Source organism: Staphylococcus simulans (assembly GCF_002994445.1).
Taxonomy (GTDB): Bacteria; Bacillota; Bacilli; order Staphylococcales; family Staphylococcaceae; genus Staphylococcus; species Staphylococcus simulans_B.
Genome location: NZ_MRZJ01000003.1, coordinates 116,955 through 136,394, shown reverse-complemented (window position 1 = coordinate 136,394; position 19,440 = coordinate 116,955). Strand labels below are relative to the sequence as shown.

Here is a 19,440-nt window from a genome sequence, read left to right as displayed (position 1 = left end):
GGCTAGACCTTCCTTTCGAATTTATAGCCTAAGCCCCAAACAGTTGTAATCGTATAAGCATCGAACTTGAGCTGATCAAATTTATCCCTGATACGATGAATATGTACATTTACAGTACTCGCATCTTCGTAGTAATCATAACCCCAAACTTCTTCTAACAGCTGTGACTTTGAAATAGCTTGGTTTTCATGCGTTGCCAAATACCATAAGAGTTCAAATTCCTTCACTCTCAAATTAACAACTGTGTCCTCAATTACTGCACTTTTACGCTGATCATTTAGTTCCAATGTATCAAACACTAAAATATTTTCTTGCACTTGGCAGCGTTTGACTCGATTCAATAAGTTATTGGCACGTAATACTAATTCTCTTGGACTGAAAGGCTTCTTAATATAATCATCCGCCCCTAAAGTTAATGCATAAATCGTATCATGTTCTTTGGTTTTTGCGGACATATAAATAAACGGGATATCCAGCTTTCTTTGTTTCATTTGTTTGATGACTTCATAACCATCGACATTCGGCATCATAATATCTAAGACAATCAAATCAATGGAGGCATCCAATTGATTCAATGCTTCTTCGCCGTTTTCGGCCGTTACTACTTTATAGCCTTCATATTCGAAATAAGTCTGGCAGATATCTACAATATCTTGTTCATCATCTACGATTAAGATTGTGTTCACGTTTTATATCACCTTTTTCTTTTATATACGCGATGATAGATTTCAACGCTGTTTGATTTACTATATTTTTATTCATCAGCAAAATGATAAAAATTGCTAATTGAAGCGGATAAGTAAAAATCATATCCGATAAAATATAATTTAGCATAACAAAAGCGCCGAAGAAACTTGCAATATGTGACAATATACCTAACAATAACCCTAAACCTATCGCAATTTCCCCTAAAGGAACGATAAGGTTAAATACTGGTGCTGCAGGCATTACGATATGTTCAAAGAAAAGCTTGAACCATACTGGCGAATCCTCATTTTGAATCACTACCGGAATCAATGGTTCAATTTTAAAACCTCCGGTTAATTTCTCCCATCCTTGTGCTAATATAAAGCCGCCTGAACCGATACGCAGCACGAAGATGATACTCTGCCAAATCAAACGTAACTTCTCTTTCATAATTCTCAACTCTTTTCTGCTTCAGATTAATCAGCGAACCTGTGCTGAACCGAAAATAACATGTGCTTTTTTGCAGTAGATTGTGACTTCGTTATATTGATCTAAATCTGCACCCTTAGTATCGAAGGTTTGTGTTGCTTTATTGTAATCCACAGCATCTAACTGCTTACCGCCTTTAATATCGCCATCTTTCGTCAAGTACACGAATAAATCAGGTCCTTTTGCGGATTTAAAATTCGTGAGTTTGATTTGATTGTTTTCGATTTTAACATCGCCGCTTACCTCTTCTTCTCCTGATTTAAAAGTACCTGTTAATACTTTATGATTCTGATGGTCATGCTGATGAGAAGTTTCTATTGTTTTTTCTTACTTAGGTTCATCTTGTGCATTGCATCCTGCTAAAGTGATACCTGCCGCTAAAAGTGTTGTCGCAAATAAATGTTTCTTTTTCATAATAAGCCCTCATTTCATTTGTGTTTTATAATGATTACACTTATTATAATTTGAGTTTTAACCCATGCCATTAACTATTTATTAACTCATTTATAACTTTTATTCATAACTAAAAATAAATAAGGCATAAAAAAACCCTTTAAAGTTACACATTAATGTGCAGCTTAAAAGGGTTGCGTTGTTACTGTTATTCATCGTTATCTTTTTTATCTCTTTTGTTTCTTTTGTTATTATCATCGTTATCTTCGTCGTCTTCTTCGAATTCATGACGTTCTGCATTATATTCTACTTTCAAGATAACAGTAATGATTTGGTGATTTTCGATATCTGAGATAATCCAGCGATCAAAATAAGTGTCGACGAAATCATTCTTTTGCAAGTTCGTATTGTGTGCTTGCAGCCAACCGCCGATTGTATCGATATCATCTGAATCATCAAATCCAATACCTAATTGATCAGTTAAATCATCTAATAACACACGACCATTGATTTGGTATGTGTCTTCATTCAATTTAATAATATCATTGACTTCATTTTCATCGAATTCATCACGGATTTCCCCTACAATTTCTTCTAAGATATCTTCCATTGTAAGGATACCTGCTGTACCGCCGTATTCATCAATGACTAAACTGATGTGTACACGTTCACGCTGCATTCTGATTAACGCATCGCTGATACGTGTTGTTTCTGAAATCAACGGCAATTCATGAATATAATTGGCAATTTTAATCGGTTTGCCTGAAGCATATTCTGTTAAGAATTCTTTTACGTTAATAAAGCCTTTGATATGGTCTTTATCGCCATCTTCTGTAATTGGGTAACGGGTGAATTGGTATTCTCTAATCGTATCTAATAACTCATCCACAGTAAAAGGTTCGTTCAATGTTACCATTTGTGTTCTTGGCACCATAACATCTTTCGCTTGTCTTTCATCGAATGAAAAGATGTTTTGCATATAAGCAAGTTCAGTCTGGTTGATTTCCCCGCTGTTATAACTGTTGTTGATAATCATTTTGATTTCTTCTTCTGACATCGCATCATTATTCTCATCCGGATCAATACCGAACACACGAATAATCATACGTGCTGAACCGTTCATCAACCAAATGAGCGGTTTCATGAATAAACCGAAATAATATAACGGGCGTGCATAAAACAACGCGACTTTTTCAGTATGCTGAATCGCAAATGATTTTGGCGCTAACTCGCCAAGTACTACGTGCAGATATGTCACAACTAAGAATGATACAACAATTGCAATCGTAGTATTTAATGCGTCAGGCAGCGGTATCAATTCAAAGACAGGATGTAGCAACTTAGAAAAGACAGGTTCACCTAACCAACCTAATCCTAAAGATGTAACAGTGATACCTAACTGACACGCAGATAAGTAATAGTCCAAGTTGGTAATCATTTTCTTAACTACAACTGCGCTGCGATTACCTTCAGCAACTAATTCTTCAATTTTTGTAGCTCTGACTTTTACAAGCGCAAATTCCGATCCTACAAAGACTGTAGTAAGTGCGATTAAAAATATAAAAATAAACAAGTTAATTATGGTCGTACTATCCAATTAATTCCCTAATACTAGGGATTCACCTCCATGTTATATGCCGCTATGCACAGCAATGATGTTAAGTTCGTAGTTACAGTCGACTATACAAAATCTTAGTTCATCCTTCCCATGCTCACAGCGACACCTCCCAACTAGCGTAAAATCTAACAAGAATATCATATCATAATCATGATTGATATAGTAAGTTTTTTGAAAGGATATTATGAGTTTTTTTATCCTTGAAATTAAGTGATTAAACAAAAAATAAACAGTTAAGATCAGAGTATATCCTGGGAACAGGTTTTACCTCTTTCTTAACTGTTTATCTGAATATACATTTACCTACCACAGTAAATATGATTCCAAAGGCATGCAGTTAATGTTCGCATGCCTTTCTTATCATGCGCCAAATTCATAAAAAATTCAACTGATTATTCATCCATTGCTTCTGAAGCAGCAATTTCATCGGCTGTCGGTTTGCGTTTAAGGAAACCGTAGATACATGCTGAAACTAAAGCACCGATAATAATCGCTAAAATGGTTTGTAATGAATGAGAGAAGTCTGTACCAAAGATGACAAAGATGCCTCCGTGCGGTGCTTGAATAGATGAACCTAAACCAAGTGCAATCGCACCGCCGATACCTGAACCAATCATCATAGATGGAATCACACGCAACGGATCTGCCGCTGCAAATGGAATCGCACCTTCAGTAATAAATGATGCACCCATTACGAAGTTTGGTACGATAGAACCGCGTTGTGTCTTAGTAAACTTGCGTTTAAAGATCAACATTGCTAAAGCTAATGCAATCGGAGGTACCATACCGCCGACCATCGCTGCTGTAATCGGTGCTGCGTTGCCTTCAGTAAGTGCTGCTGTTGCGAACACATACGCTGCCTTGTTGAATGGACCGCCCATATCAATGGCCATCATTGCACCGATAACTAAACCTAATAACATAATATTAGTTCCTGATAAACTGTTCAGACCATTTAATAATAAATGGTTTACCCATGCTGCTGGCGGATTCAGAACATAAATCATTAATAATCCAGTGATTGTTACAGAGAAAATCGGATAAATCAATGTAGGTTTCAAGCCTTCTAATGATTGAGGCATACGACGTGTTGCTAATTTAATACCTTCAGTTAAATAACCTGCTAAGAAACCTGCAAGAATACCGCCGATAAATCCAGAGTCGCCGCTCATCGCTAACATACCGCCGACTAAACCAGCAGCCATACCTGGTTTCTCAGCAATACTGCGTGCAATGAATGCTGATAAAATCGGAATGATGAGGTAGAATGCACTATTCTTACCTATGTTCCACAACTGTTCAGCAAATGCATTGTACTCAGATGATTTAGGATCAAATGAGTTAGCGCCGAATAAGAATACAATCGCCATTAAAATACCGCCGGCAATAACGAGCGGCAACATGTTAGAAACACCGTTCATCAAGTGTTTATAAATTGTTTTGCCCACGCTTTGCTTCTCTTGTTTGCCTCCGGCTTGTCCTTTGCCTTGGCCGCCTCTTGCTTTAAATGGAGTACGGTCTGTCGCTAATGCAAGATCAATTAAAGCTTCAGGACGTTTAATACCGTCTGCTACAGGTACTTCTACTACATTTTTGCCGTCAAAGCGATCTGTTTCAACGTGAACATCCGCTGCGACAATAACACCTTGTGCTTTTTCGATATCTTCAGATGTTAAACGGTTCTTAATACCGCTTGAACCATTCGTCTCTACTTTCATTTTGACGCCCATTTTTTTCGCTTGTTTCAACAAAGCATCTTTTGCCATATACGTATGTGCAATACCTGTAGGACATGCAGTCACACCAATAACATAAGGTTCATCTGATGCAGTGTCGTCTTTCGTTTCAACTGCAGCAGCTTCCTCTTCTTCATCTGGTGCTTCATCATCAGCACGGTCAATAATGGCTAAGACTTCGTCTGGTGTTGATGCATGCAGTAATGCTTCACGCACTTTATCATCCATTAAGACACCTGATAATTTAGCTAATGCATCTAAGTGTGTTTGTGCGCCGCCTTCAGGCGCAGCAATCATAAAGAATAAATGTGCAGGTTGTCCGTCTAAACTTTGATAATCTACACCTGCTTTTGATTTCCCGAAAGCAATTGCAGGTTGTTTTACCGCATCTACTTTCGCATGCGGAATCGCAATACCTTCGCCGATACCTGTCGTACTTTGACCTTCACGTGCCATAATGGCATCTTTGAATGCATCAACATCACTTAATATGCCAGCATGGTCTAATTGTGCAACTAAAGTATCAATAACGCCTTCTTTTGTCGTTGCTTCTACGTCCATCGCGATCGTATCACGCGTTAATAATTCAGTGATTCTCATATTTATTTCACTCCTATTTCAAGTCCGTTAGCTCAATTTGAGCACGTACCTTATCTATCGTTGCTTTATCTGCTAAGTCCTGACTGAATGCAGTGGCTGTTCCTGAAGCAACTGCGTTTCGAAATGCTTCATCTGTCGATAACCCTTGTGCTAAACCTGCCAGCATACCTGCAACAGTACTATCGCCGGCACCTACAGTGTTGATTGCTTTGCCTTTTGGTACTGAAGCTTTAATTTGTTTGGCTTTATCAATATAAATCGCACCTTCGCCGCCAAGTGAAACAATTACAGCTTGTGCACCTTTTTCAATAATTTCAAGGCCGTATTTTACTACATCAGCATCTGTCGCAATGGTTGTATCAAACATCACTTCAAGTTCATCTTTATTTGGTTTAATAAAGAACGGTTGATACGGCAGAATCGTTTCTACTAAATCTTTTTCCGCATCTACGACCAATTTAGCTCCGGTACTTTGTGTGATTTTGGCAATTTGTTCATATGCATCATCCGGAATGCTTTTTGGAACACTGCCCGCTATAACAACTGTGTCTTTTGAAGTAGTTGTTTTAATCTGTGTTAATAAAGCTTCGAATGCTGTATTTGAGATTGAAGGGCCCCCAGCATTAATTTCAGTTTCTGCATCAGATTTCAACTTCACATTAATGCGTGTGTCCTCTTCTACTTCAACGAAGCCGCTCGCAATGCCTGCCTTCTCTAATGCATCCTTGATAAATTGTCCTGGAAAGCCGCCTACAAATCCTAATGCCGTAGAAGGTGTGTTTAATGTATGCAATACACGTGAGACATTAATCCCTTTGCCTCCGGCAAATTTATAAGTTTCTGGTGCGCGATTAAGTCCGCCTGTTTGAAAATTATCTACTTTCATAATGTAATCAATGGATGGATTGAAAGTTACTGTATAAATCAATTTATTGTCCTCCTAAGATGGAATAACTGCTGCGATAAGTTTTGATATCTCCGCGTGTTAACGCTTTGGCTGATGTCAATATGTCGCAAGGTACTTTAGCATTGACACTTACGCCCGCAAAATAAGTATGACCGAATTTAGAACTATCTATTAATATAAAGATATGCTGACCGACTTTCATCGCATTTTCTTTTACATAAGCTTCTTGCTCATCTGGCGTTGTTAATCTGCCTTCAGTGTCAATACCGTTCATGCCGATAAAGACTTTGTCGAAGTGATAATGTTTCAATGTTTCGATGGCACGCGGCCCTACTGAAGCAAGTGTGTTGGCTTTAACATCTCCGCCGATAATAAGTGTCTTAATCCCGCGTTTCAATAATGCTTCTACATGGGTTAAGCCATTAGTAACCGCCACAATTTCTTTAGCTTCTATATAATCAATCATTTCAAAGGTCGTCGTACCCGCATCAATATAAATACAGTCGCGATCTTCAATTTGTTCAGCTGCCAGTTTGCCTATTTCTCTTTTTTCTTGGATGTTGCGTTCTTTCTTCTCAGACATTTCAGGCTCGCTTAAAGCCGTATTTTTAAGTGTTGCGCCGCCATGGACACGTTGCAGCTTGCCCATTTTCTGCAATTTCGATAAATCCCGACGGATTGTAGAAGCACTGCATCCTGTCATTTGGATTAACTCTTGCAGCGTCAAAAATTCTTTTTCCTTTAACAACTGTATAATCAGGTCAAATCTTTTTTGCGTTATCATATCGCCACCTCGTTTCTACTTTATTATAATGTGTCCGCTTTCAAATTTCAACCAAAAACATTCATTTTCATTCAAAATCAATCATAAATTCATAAAAAAAGATGAGCTTTTGCTCATCCTTCGTGTGTTGCTACATCCGCAACTTTTGCTTCGGTCGCTTGAATAAGTTCTGAAACATTCACACCCATTTGTACACCGCGCAGTCCGCCGCTGACAAAGATTTTCTCCTGTTGCTCAGCAGATTGATCAATGACAGTCGGATACACATGCTTCATGCCGATTGGAGAACAGCCGCCGCGGATATATCCTGTCACTTTAGTCAGTTCATCTAATGGTAGTAAATGCAGCTTCTTCTCTCCCACAGCTTGCGCCGCATGTTTCATATCCAAGTGGCTATCTACCGGTATTACAAATACATACGGGTCATGATTGTTGTTGATAAACAGCAAGGTTTTAAACACTTGTTCAGGATCTGCCCCAATCAGCTTTGCGACCTCTTGTCCTTCAATGTGTTCCTTGCCCATTTTAAATGTACGCATTTCATAATCGATGCCTTCGCGATCTAAAATGCGCATCGCATTTGTCTTCTTCTGTTTCATTGCGTTCACCTCATATTTAATATAGCACGCAAAGCAAACAGACAACATCAATACCGCTTCAAACCCAAAAAAACAAGACGACCCGACACTGTTTCTGCTCATTTCTGAGTTCAGTTGCCCGATACGTCTTGTTTTGTAAAATGCTGCAGCCATTGCTGACTTACATCATTTGCGATAGATGTTAGTGAAATCACAAATACTGAATTGGATTCTGCTTTTGTATTATGTGCTGCTTCTGTATGTTGTGTTGATGGCCCCCCAGCCACTGCACTGTATGTAGGTGGAGGAGTTTCTGATGCATTGTTATTTGACGAAACATGCTCGCTTTGCATGAAAGCAGAGACACCGTTTTGGAACTTAGCAAGTTCGCTTTCATTCGTCACTAATACTAACAGAAAAATCAAGCAACAAGCCAGAATGCCAGCATATACCCATAAAATTAACGCTCTCATTCTTATAACCTCTTCACCCTTGATTCGTGATTACAATATTAACACAAAAACTTTACATAAACGGTAAGTAGTAAGCTATTTAAACCAAATGTAATATACGTAATATATGTAACAGAACCGACACGAAAATAACGGTGACATCACAAAGTGACACAAGCCTCTTTTTGGTTGTGAACATCCTATTTAACAAGGTTTAACGTCTATCTGATTGCTTTCTTTCTCATCTTTCCCTTCAAATTTTGTCCATAAAATTGAAATCATGTTACAAATACACTACAAATAAGACTATTCACAGAAAAAGCAGGTCAACTGCTGGTGTTAAACACCTTGCAACTGGCCTGCTGACTTATTATTGATTTTCTTTAATAGCTTGTTCGCCTTGTTCAATGGCTTGTTGAATAAATTGATGTGCGGCTTCTAATTGTTGTACCTCTGTATCAGAAAGTGCTATCGGCAAACGTTGTTTTATACCTTGTCGATCAATCAATGTTAACAGACTTAATGCGCCATCAGATAAGCCATACTCATGATTGACTAGACCGCTCACCGGTTCAATCGTATGTTCATTCAATACAACAGCGTGTGCTAATTGTACAGCTGCTCTTGAAATGGCCGCATTCGTCCAGCCTTTCTTGATAAAGACATCAAACGCTACTTCATCAATACTATGCGACACAGCTGCTTGATTGATTGGTTCTGCACCTGTTAATTGTTCAAACTCAGGCAATTCAATACCATGAATGCGTACACGGCTCCAAACAGGTACACAGTGAGAGCCATGCTCGCCTAAGACAAAAGCCTCTACGTCTTTAGGGTCGACATCGTAGTGATCTGCAATTAAAGTACGAAAACGAGAAGACTCTAAAATTGTTCCTGTTCCAATAACTTTATCAGCTGGATAACCTGCCTGATGGCCCAAATAAGTCATTGCATCTACAGGATTAGAAATTAAGATAACAATAGGTTCAGTCGTTACAGCAGAAAGCTTGCTGAAAACTTCATGAACGATGGTACTGTTCGCTTTCGTCAATAAGGTACGATCCTTCATATCTGGTGTAGAAGGTGCGCTGGCTGAAATAATTACGATATCCGCATCTTTTAAATCCTCGTACCCTCCTGTTTGAATATCCACATGATACGAACGTTTCAAACCTTGGATATGCAAGTGGTCTAAGACTTCTCCTTCAGCTTGCGAAGTATCTGAATCCACTACAACGATTTGTGAAAAGCATCCTAAATATTGCGCATCAGTCAACACTTGGCTGCCTACTCTGCCTACACCGATAATCCCTAATTTTGTCATTATAATTCTCTCCCTTGTCTTACTTAGCTTCATACGGTATTACGTCTTTACCGTATTCTTTTTTAATGAATGCTTTCATATCTTTTGATTGTAATACTTTAAGCAATGTTTGGAATTTTTCATCATTTTTATGTCCTTCTTTTACCGCAAGGATATTCGCAAATGGTGAAGATTCGTTTTCCAAAGCAATAGCATCTTTAGAAGGTTTTAAACCATTATCAATCGCATAGTTAGAGTTCATGACAACAGCTGCACCTTCAGCGCTTTTATATGTTTTCGGCAAGAATTCTGCGCCTTGCTGATTATTGAATTTCAAATCTTTCTTGTTTTCAACAATGTCTTCTAATCTTGCATCTTCGATTTTGACGCCGTCTTTGATTTTAATTAACCCTTCATTCACAAAGAATGATAAGACACGTCCTTCGTCTGATATACTATTCGACATATAGATTGTTGATCCTTTCGGAATATCTTTAATGTTTTTGTATTTTTTACTATATACACCCATAGGTGTTGTGAAAACTTTGCCGACTTCTTCGATTTTATAACCATGTGTTTTCTTTTCAGTGTTTAGATAAGGAACATGTTGGAATAAGTTCGCATCCACATCACCTTTGTCTAATAATTTATTCGGTATTTTATAATCGTTAACGACTTTAACTTCTAAGTCGTAACCCTTCTTCTTCATTTCTTTCTTGGCATGTTCTAATACTTCACCATGGGGTGCAGGTGAGGCCGCAACTGTAATTTTTTTGTTTTCTCCGCCTTTACCTTGACCGCAAGCTGCTAATACGACTAACAAAATACATAACCCGATAAAACTGCTTATCTTTTTCATCTTTCTCTGACACCGTCCCTATGTAATTTACAAATAACAAGACTCTTTTCAATAGAAAAAGCTCCCCCTTATATTAAGAGAAAGCTTTTCGTTCTTTCTCTCATCTTCATAAGCAATTGCTTTTTTGTGAATTAGCACCACTTCGTATATACGATGGTTGCTGGGCTTCATAGGGCACATCCCTCCGCCGCTCTTGATAAGAGTCTTATTAAATTGAATTGTATTAAGGTTACCACCAGTTATATAATTCGTCAATCTTATTTTCATATTTTTCTGAAAAAAACACTGTAATAATAAAAGTGCCAACAATAAACTGCTGGCACATATATCTTTTCCTTTAAAATTACACTTTCATTCCTTTATTCTTTCTAATCGTCTTCTCTATCATAATAATCACAATTCCAAGCAGCATAACAGTAATAGACATGTACAGCGGGAATTCAAAGTTCATGTCATATAATGAACCCGCGACAAGCGGTCCTGCAAAGTTGCCCATACTAGTAAATGTCGAGTTTAATCCGCCGGCAAGTCCTTGGCGATTACCTGCAATATTTGAAAAGTAGTTGGTAATCGCAGGTCGGATCATGTCAAAACCGATAAATACAATAAAGCTGATAATCATGATGGACCAATAGTGGTGTGCAACTACTAATAAGAATAAGACTACTGCTGAATAAAAGAGCGAAATTTGAATAAAGGTCAATTCTTTGAAATACTTCATAAACTTATCAAATAAGAAGATTTGGAAGATAGCACCTGCTAAACCGCCGCCCATTATCGCAATAGAAATATCTTTTGGAGCATAGTGTGCTTTATCTGCAGTATATAAAGGATACAGTGTTTCAAAAGCTGCTAAGCCGAATGCGAGTACGAACGTAATAATAATCGGTGTAATAAAAGCTTTGATATTAACTTTAGCTAATTCTTGCGGCTCTACAAATTGGTGGAAACCATCTGTTGTTTCGCGTTTTGCGCCATGAATAAAGAATACCGAACAAACAAAAGCTATAATACCTAAACTTCCTGCAAAATAGAACGGTAAACGATGGGAGAATTCAGCCATAAAACCGCCGAACCCTGGTCCTAAAATAAACCCTGAGTTGATAATGGCAGACATATAGCCGAAGTTCTTAGCTTTATCTTGCGGCGGCGAAATATCCGCAATCATGCCTGTTACACCCGGCATGACCATACCAGCACTAAAGCCTCCGATAATTCTTGAAATAATTAATAATGTATAATTACTGCTCATCGCAAAGATAAATTCAGAAACAGAGAATAATATCAATCCGATACAGATAATAAGCTTCTTGCCTAATTTATCAGCAAGGTTGCCTCCGAATGGAGAAATCACCATTTGCGCTAATGCAAAGGCCGCAACAAGAATACCTAAATCACTTCCATTTAAACCTAAATCCTTTAAATAGACAGGTAATACAGGTACAACTAATCCAATTCCTAAGAAAACAAGAAATATATTAAAGTAGAGTGTGATTAATTGCTTACTCATGATAGCCTCCTTTATTGCGTATTTTAATTACGTCGATTTTTGTAATGACTACCTATTATACACCAAAGTTATTCTATAGCTCAATCAAATAATTTTATCTTAATTTAGTAGCATTATTCCCTGATTATTTAAAATTTATGCTTCATTTGAAGGTATGCCTCACCTACGCTTTTAATTGATATCTCCGTCAAAAAGATGTATTATATTCACTTAAGTCTGACAGAAAAGCACGTTTGCTGTCTGTTTTAGAAGCAAGACAATACATCCCTATGATGGATGAATGAAGAGAGAGGGCTTTTAAGATGCAATCACGATATATTGCACGCATATTTTTCGTTATACTGATGCTGATGACACTGCCATTGGACAATTTCTACCAATTCATGGCATTGAACTTATTTTTAGCATATATCCCTTTTGAATTGGTATGGTTAATAAAACTCTTTATACCTAAGCGCCGGTTTGAATGGCCGTTATTTATTATTTTCTCAGCGATTTTTATTTTAATCTTCCCTAACACCTTTTATATGGTGACGGATTTAATCCATTTAAATCAATTCGGTTTTAGTATTATGAATGGTGTGATCGCAACAGAATGGCTCTACTTCACTTATTTAGTCGGCGGCGTTTTATTTGCGCTGTATTGTTATATTTTAATCAATATCGAACTCTTCCACCTTACTGACAAATCTCTATTCAACTACATCCTTGTCATTACATTGATGGTTGCGAATAGTGTCGGTATTGCGATGGGTCGATTTTTAAGATTTCACAGTGTATATTTGATCAATCAGCCGTTCTCGATTCTAAGAGATGTGATACACTTTTTCGATATTAAGGGTATCTTCTTTGTGGTTATCATGACACTCTTGCAAGGATTTGTATTGATTTTAGTGAAAGGAGTGCGAATGGCCAAATGATGATGCACTTACTGCTCTTTATAGCTATTATCATTATTTTTCAGCTGATAATCGGACACTTTATACATGAAATCGGCTTCTCGCTCACTGTCAGTATTGGATTAATGTGTTTGCCGTTAGGTCTTGGTTTATTCTTGCTTCAAATCATTTATTTTGAACAGAAATATCCGAATTGGGAAGTAGACTTGCGTACGAAATTACGACTCAAATATATGTATCTCATTACATTTGCAGAATATATTGCACTTTATGTATGTTTCTTTATGATATAAAGCAAAAGCGCATGCTGTACGGTGTCACTTAATTACAGTGAACCTACAGCATGCGCCTTTGCTTATTTATTATAAAATTTACCTACTTATCAAATTAAGCCTAACCATTTCCAGTAAGTCATACTGAATACCAAAATTAAAATGTATCCGATAACTGTCAATGGGATACCAGATTTTAAGAAATCTTTTACTGTAAATGTACCAGAACCATATGCCAGCATATTTTGCGGCGCACTTACAGGTAATAAGAAACCAAAGCTAATTACGAATTGTTGAATCAGCACAAAGCCGATGTTTTGATCTCCTAAATTCAAAGTTGCTGTCAGTGAGATAAAGACTGGAATCAAAGCGGATGATAGACTTGTCGCACTCGCAAAGCCTAAATGAATCAAGATGTTAAATAACGTAATTAATGCGATTGTTGCAATCAACGGCAAATGCTGCAAGCCCATTAAACCGAATGTTTTATCACTTAACCATTGCGCACCGCCTGTATTCAACAGCACATTACCAAGTGAGATACCAATACCAAAGACGATAATTGTACCCCATGGAATACGGCCTTCTGCCTCTTTCCATGTCATTACACCGATTTTAGGTGTCAGCATCACAGCCATTGCTACTAATGTAATAGATGCTGAGTCAATCGGATGAATGATTTTCTCTGTTGACCAAAAGAGCAGCAATAATACTGAAATAACGATTAATCGCCATTCTCTAGGTGACACTGGACCTAGTTTATCCAATTCTTGACGAATCAATTCCTTACCGCCTTTGACTTCATCTTGTTCCGGCGGCATTACTTTCAACATAATGAAGTACAATGCAATCGACATTAAGATAGACCAAGGTGCCGCATATAAGAACCATTGTCCCCATGAAATATCGTGACCGAAACTTTGGTTGATAAAGTTTACCGCAACAATGTTTTGGGCAGCTGCTGTTTTAATACCGATATTCCAGATCGAAACAGCTTGTACGGCTGTGATAATCAATAATCCAGCCAGCTTACTTTCCTTCGATGCTTTAAACGCCGCAATCATACCAAGTAAAATCGGTACGACTGCACCCGCACGTGCAGTTGCTGAAGGAACGAAGAAAGCGAGAATAATCGATACTAAAATAGCACCAATGACAATACGTTTGGTTTTATTTCCTACAATCGATAAAACCAGCAATGCTAAACGCTTATGCAAGTTAGTAACTTGCATCGCTGCTGCTAAGAATAACGCTGCCGCAACTAGGGCTACTGCTGAAGTAGAGAACCCGCTGAATGCAAGTTTCAACGCATTCCCTGTTCCAAATAAATCAGCTCCGTGCAATGCAGCACCATTTGCTTTCGGATTTCCTAATTTTTCTGCTAAATCCTGCACCGGACTGAATCCAAGCATTAATATCATCAAAGCTACAATCATCGTTGATGATACAGGATATGAGACTGCTTCAGTTACCCACATAATTACCGCAAATGCTAAGATTGCGAGTGAAGCTTTAGCCATCACAGGGATACTGCCGCCTGTCGGAATCAGCATAATAGCGATTAACACTACAAAACTAATGATGATCCACAGCGGTTTAACTTTCTTGTTCTTCTTATTAGCCGTTTTATCTTGTGCTTTTGCTCCTGACATAACATTTTCCTCCCTTTAAAGTTGACCCTGCTCATCTGTCGCAGAGCAACACTTAAAATACTATTAAATAGTAAGAAAGCAGTATGCTATGATATAGGACCCATAATTGATTACATCACGCTTTGACTTCCGATGCTTTTCTTAATATTTAATCTATTTCAATTTTATTATAACAAGAATGCGCTTACAAAATGGTCGTATCTGAAAATTTGTAGAAATTTTCACAATAAATTCACAAAATGTAAAAGGAGGCTCACTTATAAAATCAGCCTCCTATTAGATTTAAATCAGTACCAGTACTCTTCTTTTCAATTAAAATTATTATTTATTTTTCAATGCCTTTTTAACTTCTTCTACTGCATCGGCAGAAGCTTGAAGTTGTGCTTTTTCATCATCATTCAATGTCGTTTCAACGACTTGTTCTACACCATTCTCGCCTAAAATAGTCGGCACACCCAGACAAATATCATTAAAGCCGTATTCCCCTTCTAAATACGTAATAGAAGGCAATAATCGTTTTTCGTCTTTTAAGATGGCAGCGGCCATTTCATAAATCGCGGCAGCCGGTGCATAATATGCTGAGCCGTTACCCAATAAGCCCACGATTTCAGCGCCGCCTTTTCTTGTACGATCAATAATCGCATCAATTTTCTCTTGTTCCAGCAATTCAGTTAACGGAACACCGCCGACTGTCGTCGTGCTTAATAACGGCACCATTGTGTCGCCATGTCCGCCTAATACTAATCCTGTAACATCCGTTTGTGCAACATTTAATGCTTCAGAGACAAATGTACGGTAACGTGCTGTATCTAATACACCTGATTGTCCTAATACACGATTTTTAGGGAAGCCTGACAATTTATACACAGCATACGTCATCGCATCCACTGGATTTGTGAGTACAATAATCGTACTATCTGGTGCATAAGTTTTAATGCCGTCTGTTACTTGCGCCATAACCCCTTCGTTAATTTGAATCAAATCGTCACGGCTCATGCCAGGTTTACGGGCAGCCCCTGCTGTAATAACAACAATATCTGCACCAGTAATATCTTGATAATCAGAAGTACCTTTGATTTTACTGTTAAAGTTTAAAATCGGACCGCTTTCTGAAATATCTAATGCTTTGCCTTTAGCAGGTTTTTCATTATGCGGCTGATCCAGCAATACTACATCTGCCAAAGCTCTTTCAGCCACTATAAAAGCTAATGTTGCACCTGTATGTCCTGCACCGATAATTGCAATTTTTCTCTTACCCATTCTATTTCCCCCTTGATATGAATGATTGCATTTTTGGTTCACTTTTATCATAGCAAAGCCGAATATAATAATAAAGAAAACGCTTAATTTTTAATTTGAATCGATTGCGCCATACGAATCCAAACACAAAAAAGCCCAGGCCAACTTTACCTGGGACTTAACATTTAATATCTACCAGCAAAATGTGCAGTAGCTGAAATTGTAAACATAACACCGACCAAAATTGTTAAAATCAACAATAAAATCATGGTACGCATATAGTGCTTGATAAACGCAGTGAAAAGCAAAACAGCGTTATAAATAAAGAATATACCAAATAACGTCAACACCACTGTCGGCATAGAGATGATTGTCGTAAAGAAAAAGATAATAATCGCAAATATAATATAAGGAAATACAATAAAATTACGTTCAAACTGAATACGTGAACGTGATTGTTCGTCTCGTTTCATTCTTCTTACTCCTTTAAAGTTAATCAGTTAAGGGATATCATGACCTAAAACTGCCGTATAAATATCAAACCATTCTTGATCGGTTAAACTAATATCTAAACCTTTAACTGCATCATTGATACGATCGATTCGGCTTGTGCCCATAATCGGCATAATGGTTGCCGGATGTTTCATCAGCCATGCTGTCGCAATAGAAGCTGGTGCTGCCTGATATTTTTGTGCTAAAGGCCCGATAATCGCCATGACACGTTTTGACTTTTCATCCTCAACATCCAGCAATTTACCGCCGGCAAGCGGACTCCACGCTGTGATTTTAACGTCATCACGATACATGTGATCAATGGTACCGTCATAAATCGGTGCCGCATGATAAGGAGAAACTTCAAGTTGGTTAACCGCTATATGCAGCTTATGTGATTTAATCCCTCTATTTAATAAATCATATTGGTCGTTATTGAAATTTGAAACCCCGAATGATTTGATTTTACCTTCTTTTACTAAAATATCAAGGGCATCTCTGACCTCATCCGGATTCATCAGCGGTGAAGGTCTATGAATCAGCAATGTGTCCAAGTAATCTGTCTGAAGCGCTTCAAGCGAACGGTTGACAGATGCAACAATATGTTGGCGGCTTAAATCGTAACGATGCCCATCGAATTGTTCATAACGGTCTGTCGGCAAAACAATTCCGCATTTTGAAACCAGCTCGATTTGATTACGCAGCTCTGGAGATAACTTCAGTGCTTCGCCGAATAACTTTTCACACGTATAATCTCCATAGATGTCCGCATGATCCATCGTTGTTACACCCATCTCCACGAGTTGATGCAAGTGGCTGTTAAGTTCTTGCGGTGTCATTTGCCATTCATTTAATCGCCAAAAGCCTTGAATAATTTTGGAATATTCCACATTACGGTTAATTTGAACACGTTCCATTGATGTCTCTCCTCCTGATTTTTCAATTTCATTACAACCGTATACTAACCCTTGCTTAATTTGATAATGAGGTTCACTATTAAGTAGTGGGGGTTATAGTTAGATGTAAAAATTTTACTATTGTATTCCCCTCAAAATCCTTGTACTATTAAACGTTGTATCCATTATAGTGGCACCTTTATCTGTACGTCAATTTTCAGGTGAATTGCAGTGCATCCAGCTGATTGCGCAAACGTTCTTTATCCAAATTTTCGCCGATCAGCACAATTGTATTTTGTACTTCACCTTGAATAGGCTCGTAATCGGGCAGCCCATTGGCGAATTGGAACAGATAAGTTGTCTCAGGATCATCTCTGAATCTGACGTAACCTTTCAAACGGTAAATATTATCTGGCAAGCGCAAAATGAATTGATAGAATATCTGTCTGTCTATCGGTGCTGTGAAGGTATATGCGATGGAACTTATACCATGATGATGCAAATGACGATGACGTACGTCTTGTCTTGCAGTATCAAGTGCTTCTAACTCATCTATATTCACATGACCGTACGACGTGAAGTAAATCGTATCGTTAGGATTGATTTGTTTTAATGCAGTTTCAATTTTATGCTGCTCTTCTTGTCCGACCAGGTCAGTCTTATTAACAATTAAAGCTTGGCTGACAGCGATTTGTTCTTCCATTAAAGCTTGAGTAGATGCTGTGTAGTGCTCGCGATTTAAAAATCTCGGCGCGTCGACTAAACCTACTACAAGCGGCGGATGGACGTATTGTGCAAGAGACGGATCAAAACACGCTTCAATGAGTTGGAGCGGATGTGCGATACCTGTTGCTTCGATGATGACAAATTGTGATTGTTTTTGATTGATTAATACTGATAATTGATTAATCAAATCTTGCTGTAAATCACAGCAAACACAACCGTTTTGCAGAGAAATTGTTTGAATTTCATCCCCTAAGATTTTACTATCAACATCAAAGTCACCAAATTCATTCATTATAACCGTAATTTTCTCATCTCTTTTTAATAATTGCTCAGTATAATATTTAAGGAAAGACGTTTTACCGCTTCCTAGAAAACCTGTTACAATACAAATAGATAATTTAGATTTATTATTTCGTTCCAATTTTAACACTCATTTCTAAAGGACTTAATGGTACAACCATTAATGGACATATTATATTATGTTTCAACTTGATTTAATGCAAGATATCTTCTAAAATCAATACATGCTTTAATTTTAACATGGCTTGTGAGTTGTCGACAAAAGACCTTGGATATTTTCTTAATTGTCACATCTCAAACTTTTACAACGAGACGGAACGATTTCCGGAACACAGAAAAATATATCGGATAGAATGTCTGGAGGAGAACTTATGACTGAAAAACTTAATTTAGGCGGGCGTTTATGCTTTAGTTTGTACAATGCTCAAAGACAAGTCAATCGCTACTACTCAAATAACGTTTTTAAGAAGTACAAATTAACGTACCCGCAGTTTTTAGTATTAACAATTTTATGGGAAGAATCACCAGTCAATGTCAAAAAAGTCGTGACTGAATTGGCACTTGATACTGGTACAGTATCTCCATTATTAAAAAGAATGGAACAAGTTGATTTAATCAAGAGAGAACGCTCTGAAGTGGATCAACGTGAAGTATTTGTTCACTTAACAGAAAAAAGCGAAGCCATTGAAGCAGACCTAGGCGGTGCTTGCAACCACTTAGGCGACATCTCAGGATTAAACAAAAAAGAAGAAAAAGAATTGAACCGTTTACTTGATAAACTTATCGATTCTTTAACAAAAGAAAACTCATAATTATAACGCCATTAAAATTAGAGTGATAACTTGCAGTTTTTTCACTTTTAAGATAAAGCATTCAGGCTGAATCTTCTATTAATTAGAGGGTTCAGCCTTTTTCTTTACTCTATCTTCCAACACATTAGCACGAAAAGCAAACTTATTTTTGAATATATTGTTTTATCAGTCCAATTGCTATTACACTGCACTATATCAAACAACTTAAAAACAGAGAAGATTAGATACTTTACCAT

Annotated in this window: 19 protein-coding genes, 1 pseudogene and 1 riboswitch; of the genes and pseudogenes, 3 read left to right on the top strand and 17 right to left on the bottom strand. The window is 37.6% G+C overall.

Annotation, left to right across the window (positions count from 1 at the left end):
- Positions 1-2: 2 nt before the first annotated feature.
- The 12 genes and pseudogenes from C7N65_RS05710 to norA all read right to left on the bottom strand — a co-directional run bounded on the left by C7N65_RS05710 (position 3) and on the right by norA (position 11,916).
- On the bottom strand, positions 3-686 hold the full coding sequence (locus C7N65_RS05710) for a response regulator transcription factor (protein WP_105993515.1): 684 nt from the start codon (positions 684-686) through the stop codon (positions 3-5).
- Complete coding sequence (locus C7N65_RS05705) at positions 661-1,137, bottom strand: DoxX family membrane protein (protein WP_105993514.1); 477 nt, start codon at positions 1,135-1,137, stop codon at positions 661-663. The genes C7N65_RS05710 and C7N65_RS05705 overlap by 26 nt, the downstream gene beginning before the upstream one ends.
- 30 nt (positions 1,138-1,167) lie before the next feature.
- Positions 1,168-1,590, bottom strand: a pseudogene (locus C7N65_RS05700) (DM13 domain-containing protein).
- Positions 1,591-1,777: 187 nt separating this feature from the next.
- Positions 1,778-3,166: a hemolysin family protein gene (locus C7N65_RS05695; RefSeq protein ID WP_105993512.1), complete on the bottom strand. Its 1,389-nt coding sequence runs from the start codon at positions 3,164-3,166 to the stop codon at positions 1,778-1,780.
- 413 nt (positions 3,167-3,579) lie between these two features.
- Positions 3,580-5,523 carry a fructose-specific PTS transporter subunit EIIC gene (locus C7N65_RS05690; protein ID WP_105993511.1) on the bottom strand — a complete coding sequence of 648 codons (1,944 nt, stop codon included), beginning with the start codon at positions 5,521-5,523 and terminating at the stop codon, positions 3,580-3,582.
- Positions 5,524-5,536: 13 nt separating this feature from the next.
- Complete coding sequence (gene pfkB, locus C7N65_RS05685) at positions 5,537-6,451, bottom strand: 1-phosphofructokinase (RefSeq protein ID WP_105993510.1); 915 nt, start codon at positions 6,449-6,451, stop codon at positions 5,537-5,539.
- Between the two features lies 1 nt (position 6,452).
- On the bottom strand, positions 6,453-7,214 hold the full coding sequence (locus tag C7N65_RS05680) for a DeoR/GlpR family DNA-binding transcription regulator (protein ID WP_105993509.1): 762 nt from the start codon (positions 7,212-7,214) through the stop codon (positions 6,453-6,455).
- A gap of 113 nt (positions 7,215-7,327) precedes the next feature.
- Positions 7,328-7,813: a Cys-tRNA(Pro) deacylase gene (ybaK, locus tag C7N65_RS05675; RefSeq protein ID WP_105993508.1), complete on the bottom strand. Its 486-nt coding sequence runs from the start codon at positions 7,811-7,813 to the stop codon at positions 7,328-7,330.
- Positions 7,814-7,923: 110 nt separating this feature from the next.
- The gene (locus C7N65_RS05670) at positions 7,924-8,265 is read right to left on the bottom strand and encodes a hypothetical protein (RefSeq protein ID WP_105993507.1); all 342 of its coding nucleotides are present in this window, start codon (positions 8,263-8,265) and stop codon (positions 7,924-7,926) included.
- A gap of 349 nt (positions 8,266-8,614) precedes the next feature.
- Complete coding sequence (locus C7N65_RS05665; RefSeq protein ID WP_105993506.1) at positions 8,615-9,568, bottom strand: lactate/malate family dehydrogenase; 954 nt, start codon at positions 9,566-9,568, stop codon at positions 8,615-8,617.
- Positions 9,569-9,587: 19 nt separating this feature from the next.
- Entirely contained in the window at positions 9,588-10,406 is an 819-nt protein-coding gene (locus C7N65_RS05660) for a MetQ/NlpA family ABC transporter substrate-binding protein (RefSeq protein ID WP_105993505.1), read from the bottom strand.
- 97 nt (positions 10,407-10,503) lie between these two features.
- Positions 10,504-10,609: riboswitch (SAM riboswitch) on the bottom strand.
- Positions 10,610-10,749: 140 nt separating this feature from the next.
- Positions 10,750-11,916: a multidrug efflux MFS transporter NorA gene (norA, locus tag C7N65_RS05655; RefSeq protein WP_105993504.1), complete on the bottom strand. Its 1,167-nt coding sequence runs from the start codon at positions 11,914-11,916 to the stop codon at positions 10,750-10,752.
- Positions 11,917-12,218: 302 nt separating this feature from the next.
- On the opposite strand from norA, the gene C7N65_RS05650 reads away from it, so the two are divergent.
- Together C7N65_RS05650 and C7N65_RS05645 are read left to right on the top strand one after the other, a co-directional pair.
- Complete coding sequence (locus C7N65_RS05650) at positions 12,219-12,836, top strand: DUF1361 domain-containing protein (protein ID WP_105993503.1); 618 nt, start codon at positions 12,219-12,221, stop codon at positions 12,834-12,836.
- Entirely contained in the window at positions 12,833-13,108 is a 276-nt protein-coding gene (locus tag C7N65_RS05645; RefSeq protein WP_105993502.1) for a hypothetical protein, read from the top strand. Before C7N65_RS05650 ends, C7N65_RS05645 begins: the two co-directional genes overlap by 4 nt.
- An 89-nt stretch (positions 13,109-13,197) precedes the next feature.
- Here C7N65_RS05645 and C7N65_RS05640 read toward each other — a convergent pair whose 3' ends face one another.
- The 5 genes from C7N65_RS05640 to C7N65_RS05620 all read right to left on the bottom strand — a co-directional run bounded on the left by C7N65_RS05640 (position 13,198) and on the right by C7N65_RS05620 (position 18,513).
- Complete coding sequence (locus C7N65_RS05640) at positions 13,198-14,739, bottom strand: SLC13 family permease (protein ID WP_105993501.1); 1,542 nt, start codon at positions 14,737-14,739, stop codon at positions 13,198-13,200.
- A 321-nt stretch (positions 14,740-15,060) separates the two neighbouring features.
- Complete coding sequence (mdh, locus tag C7N65_RS05635; protein WP_105993500.1) at positions 15,061-15,999, bottom strand: malate dehydrogenase; 939 nt, start codon at positions 15,997-15,999, stop codon at positions 15,061-15,063.
- Between the two features lie 164 nt (positions 16,000-16,163).
- The gene (locus C7N65_RS05630; protein ID WP_105993499.1) at positions 16,164-16,451 is read right to left on the bottom strand and encodes a hypothetical protein; all 288 of its coding nucleotides are present in this window, start codon (positions 16,449-16,451) and stop codon (positions 16,164-16,166) included.
- Between the two features lie 27 nt (positions 16,452-16,478).
- On the bottom strand, positions 16,479-17,387 hold the full coding sequence (locus tag C7N65_RS05625) for an aldo/keto reductase (protein ID WP_105993498.1): 909 nt from the start codon (positions 17,385-17,387) through the stop codon (positions 16,479-16,481).
- A gap of 196 nt (positions 17,388-17,583) precedes the next feature.
- Positions 17,584-18,513 (bottom strand): CobW family GTP-binding protein, encoded by a 930-nt coding sequence (locus C7N65_RS05620; RefSeq protein WP_105993497.1) that lies wholly within the window; start codon positions 18,511-18,513, stop codon positions 17,584-17,586.
- Between the two features lie 250 nt (positions 18,514-18,763).
- Between C7N65_RS05620 and C7N65_RS05615 the strand changes: the two genes are divergently transcribed.
- A complete protein-coding gene (locus C7N65_RS05615; RefSeq protein WP_105993496.1) occupies positions 18,764-19,204 on the top strand; it encodes a MarR family winged helix-turn-helix transcriptional regulator in 441 nt (146 codons plus the stop codon).
- The last annotated feature ends 236 nt before the right edge of the window (positions 19,205-19,440 follow it).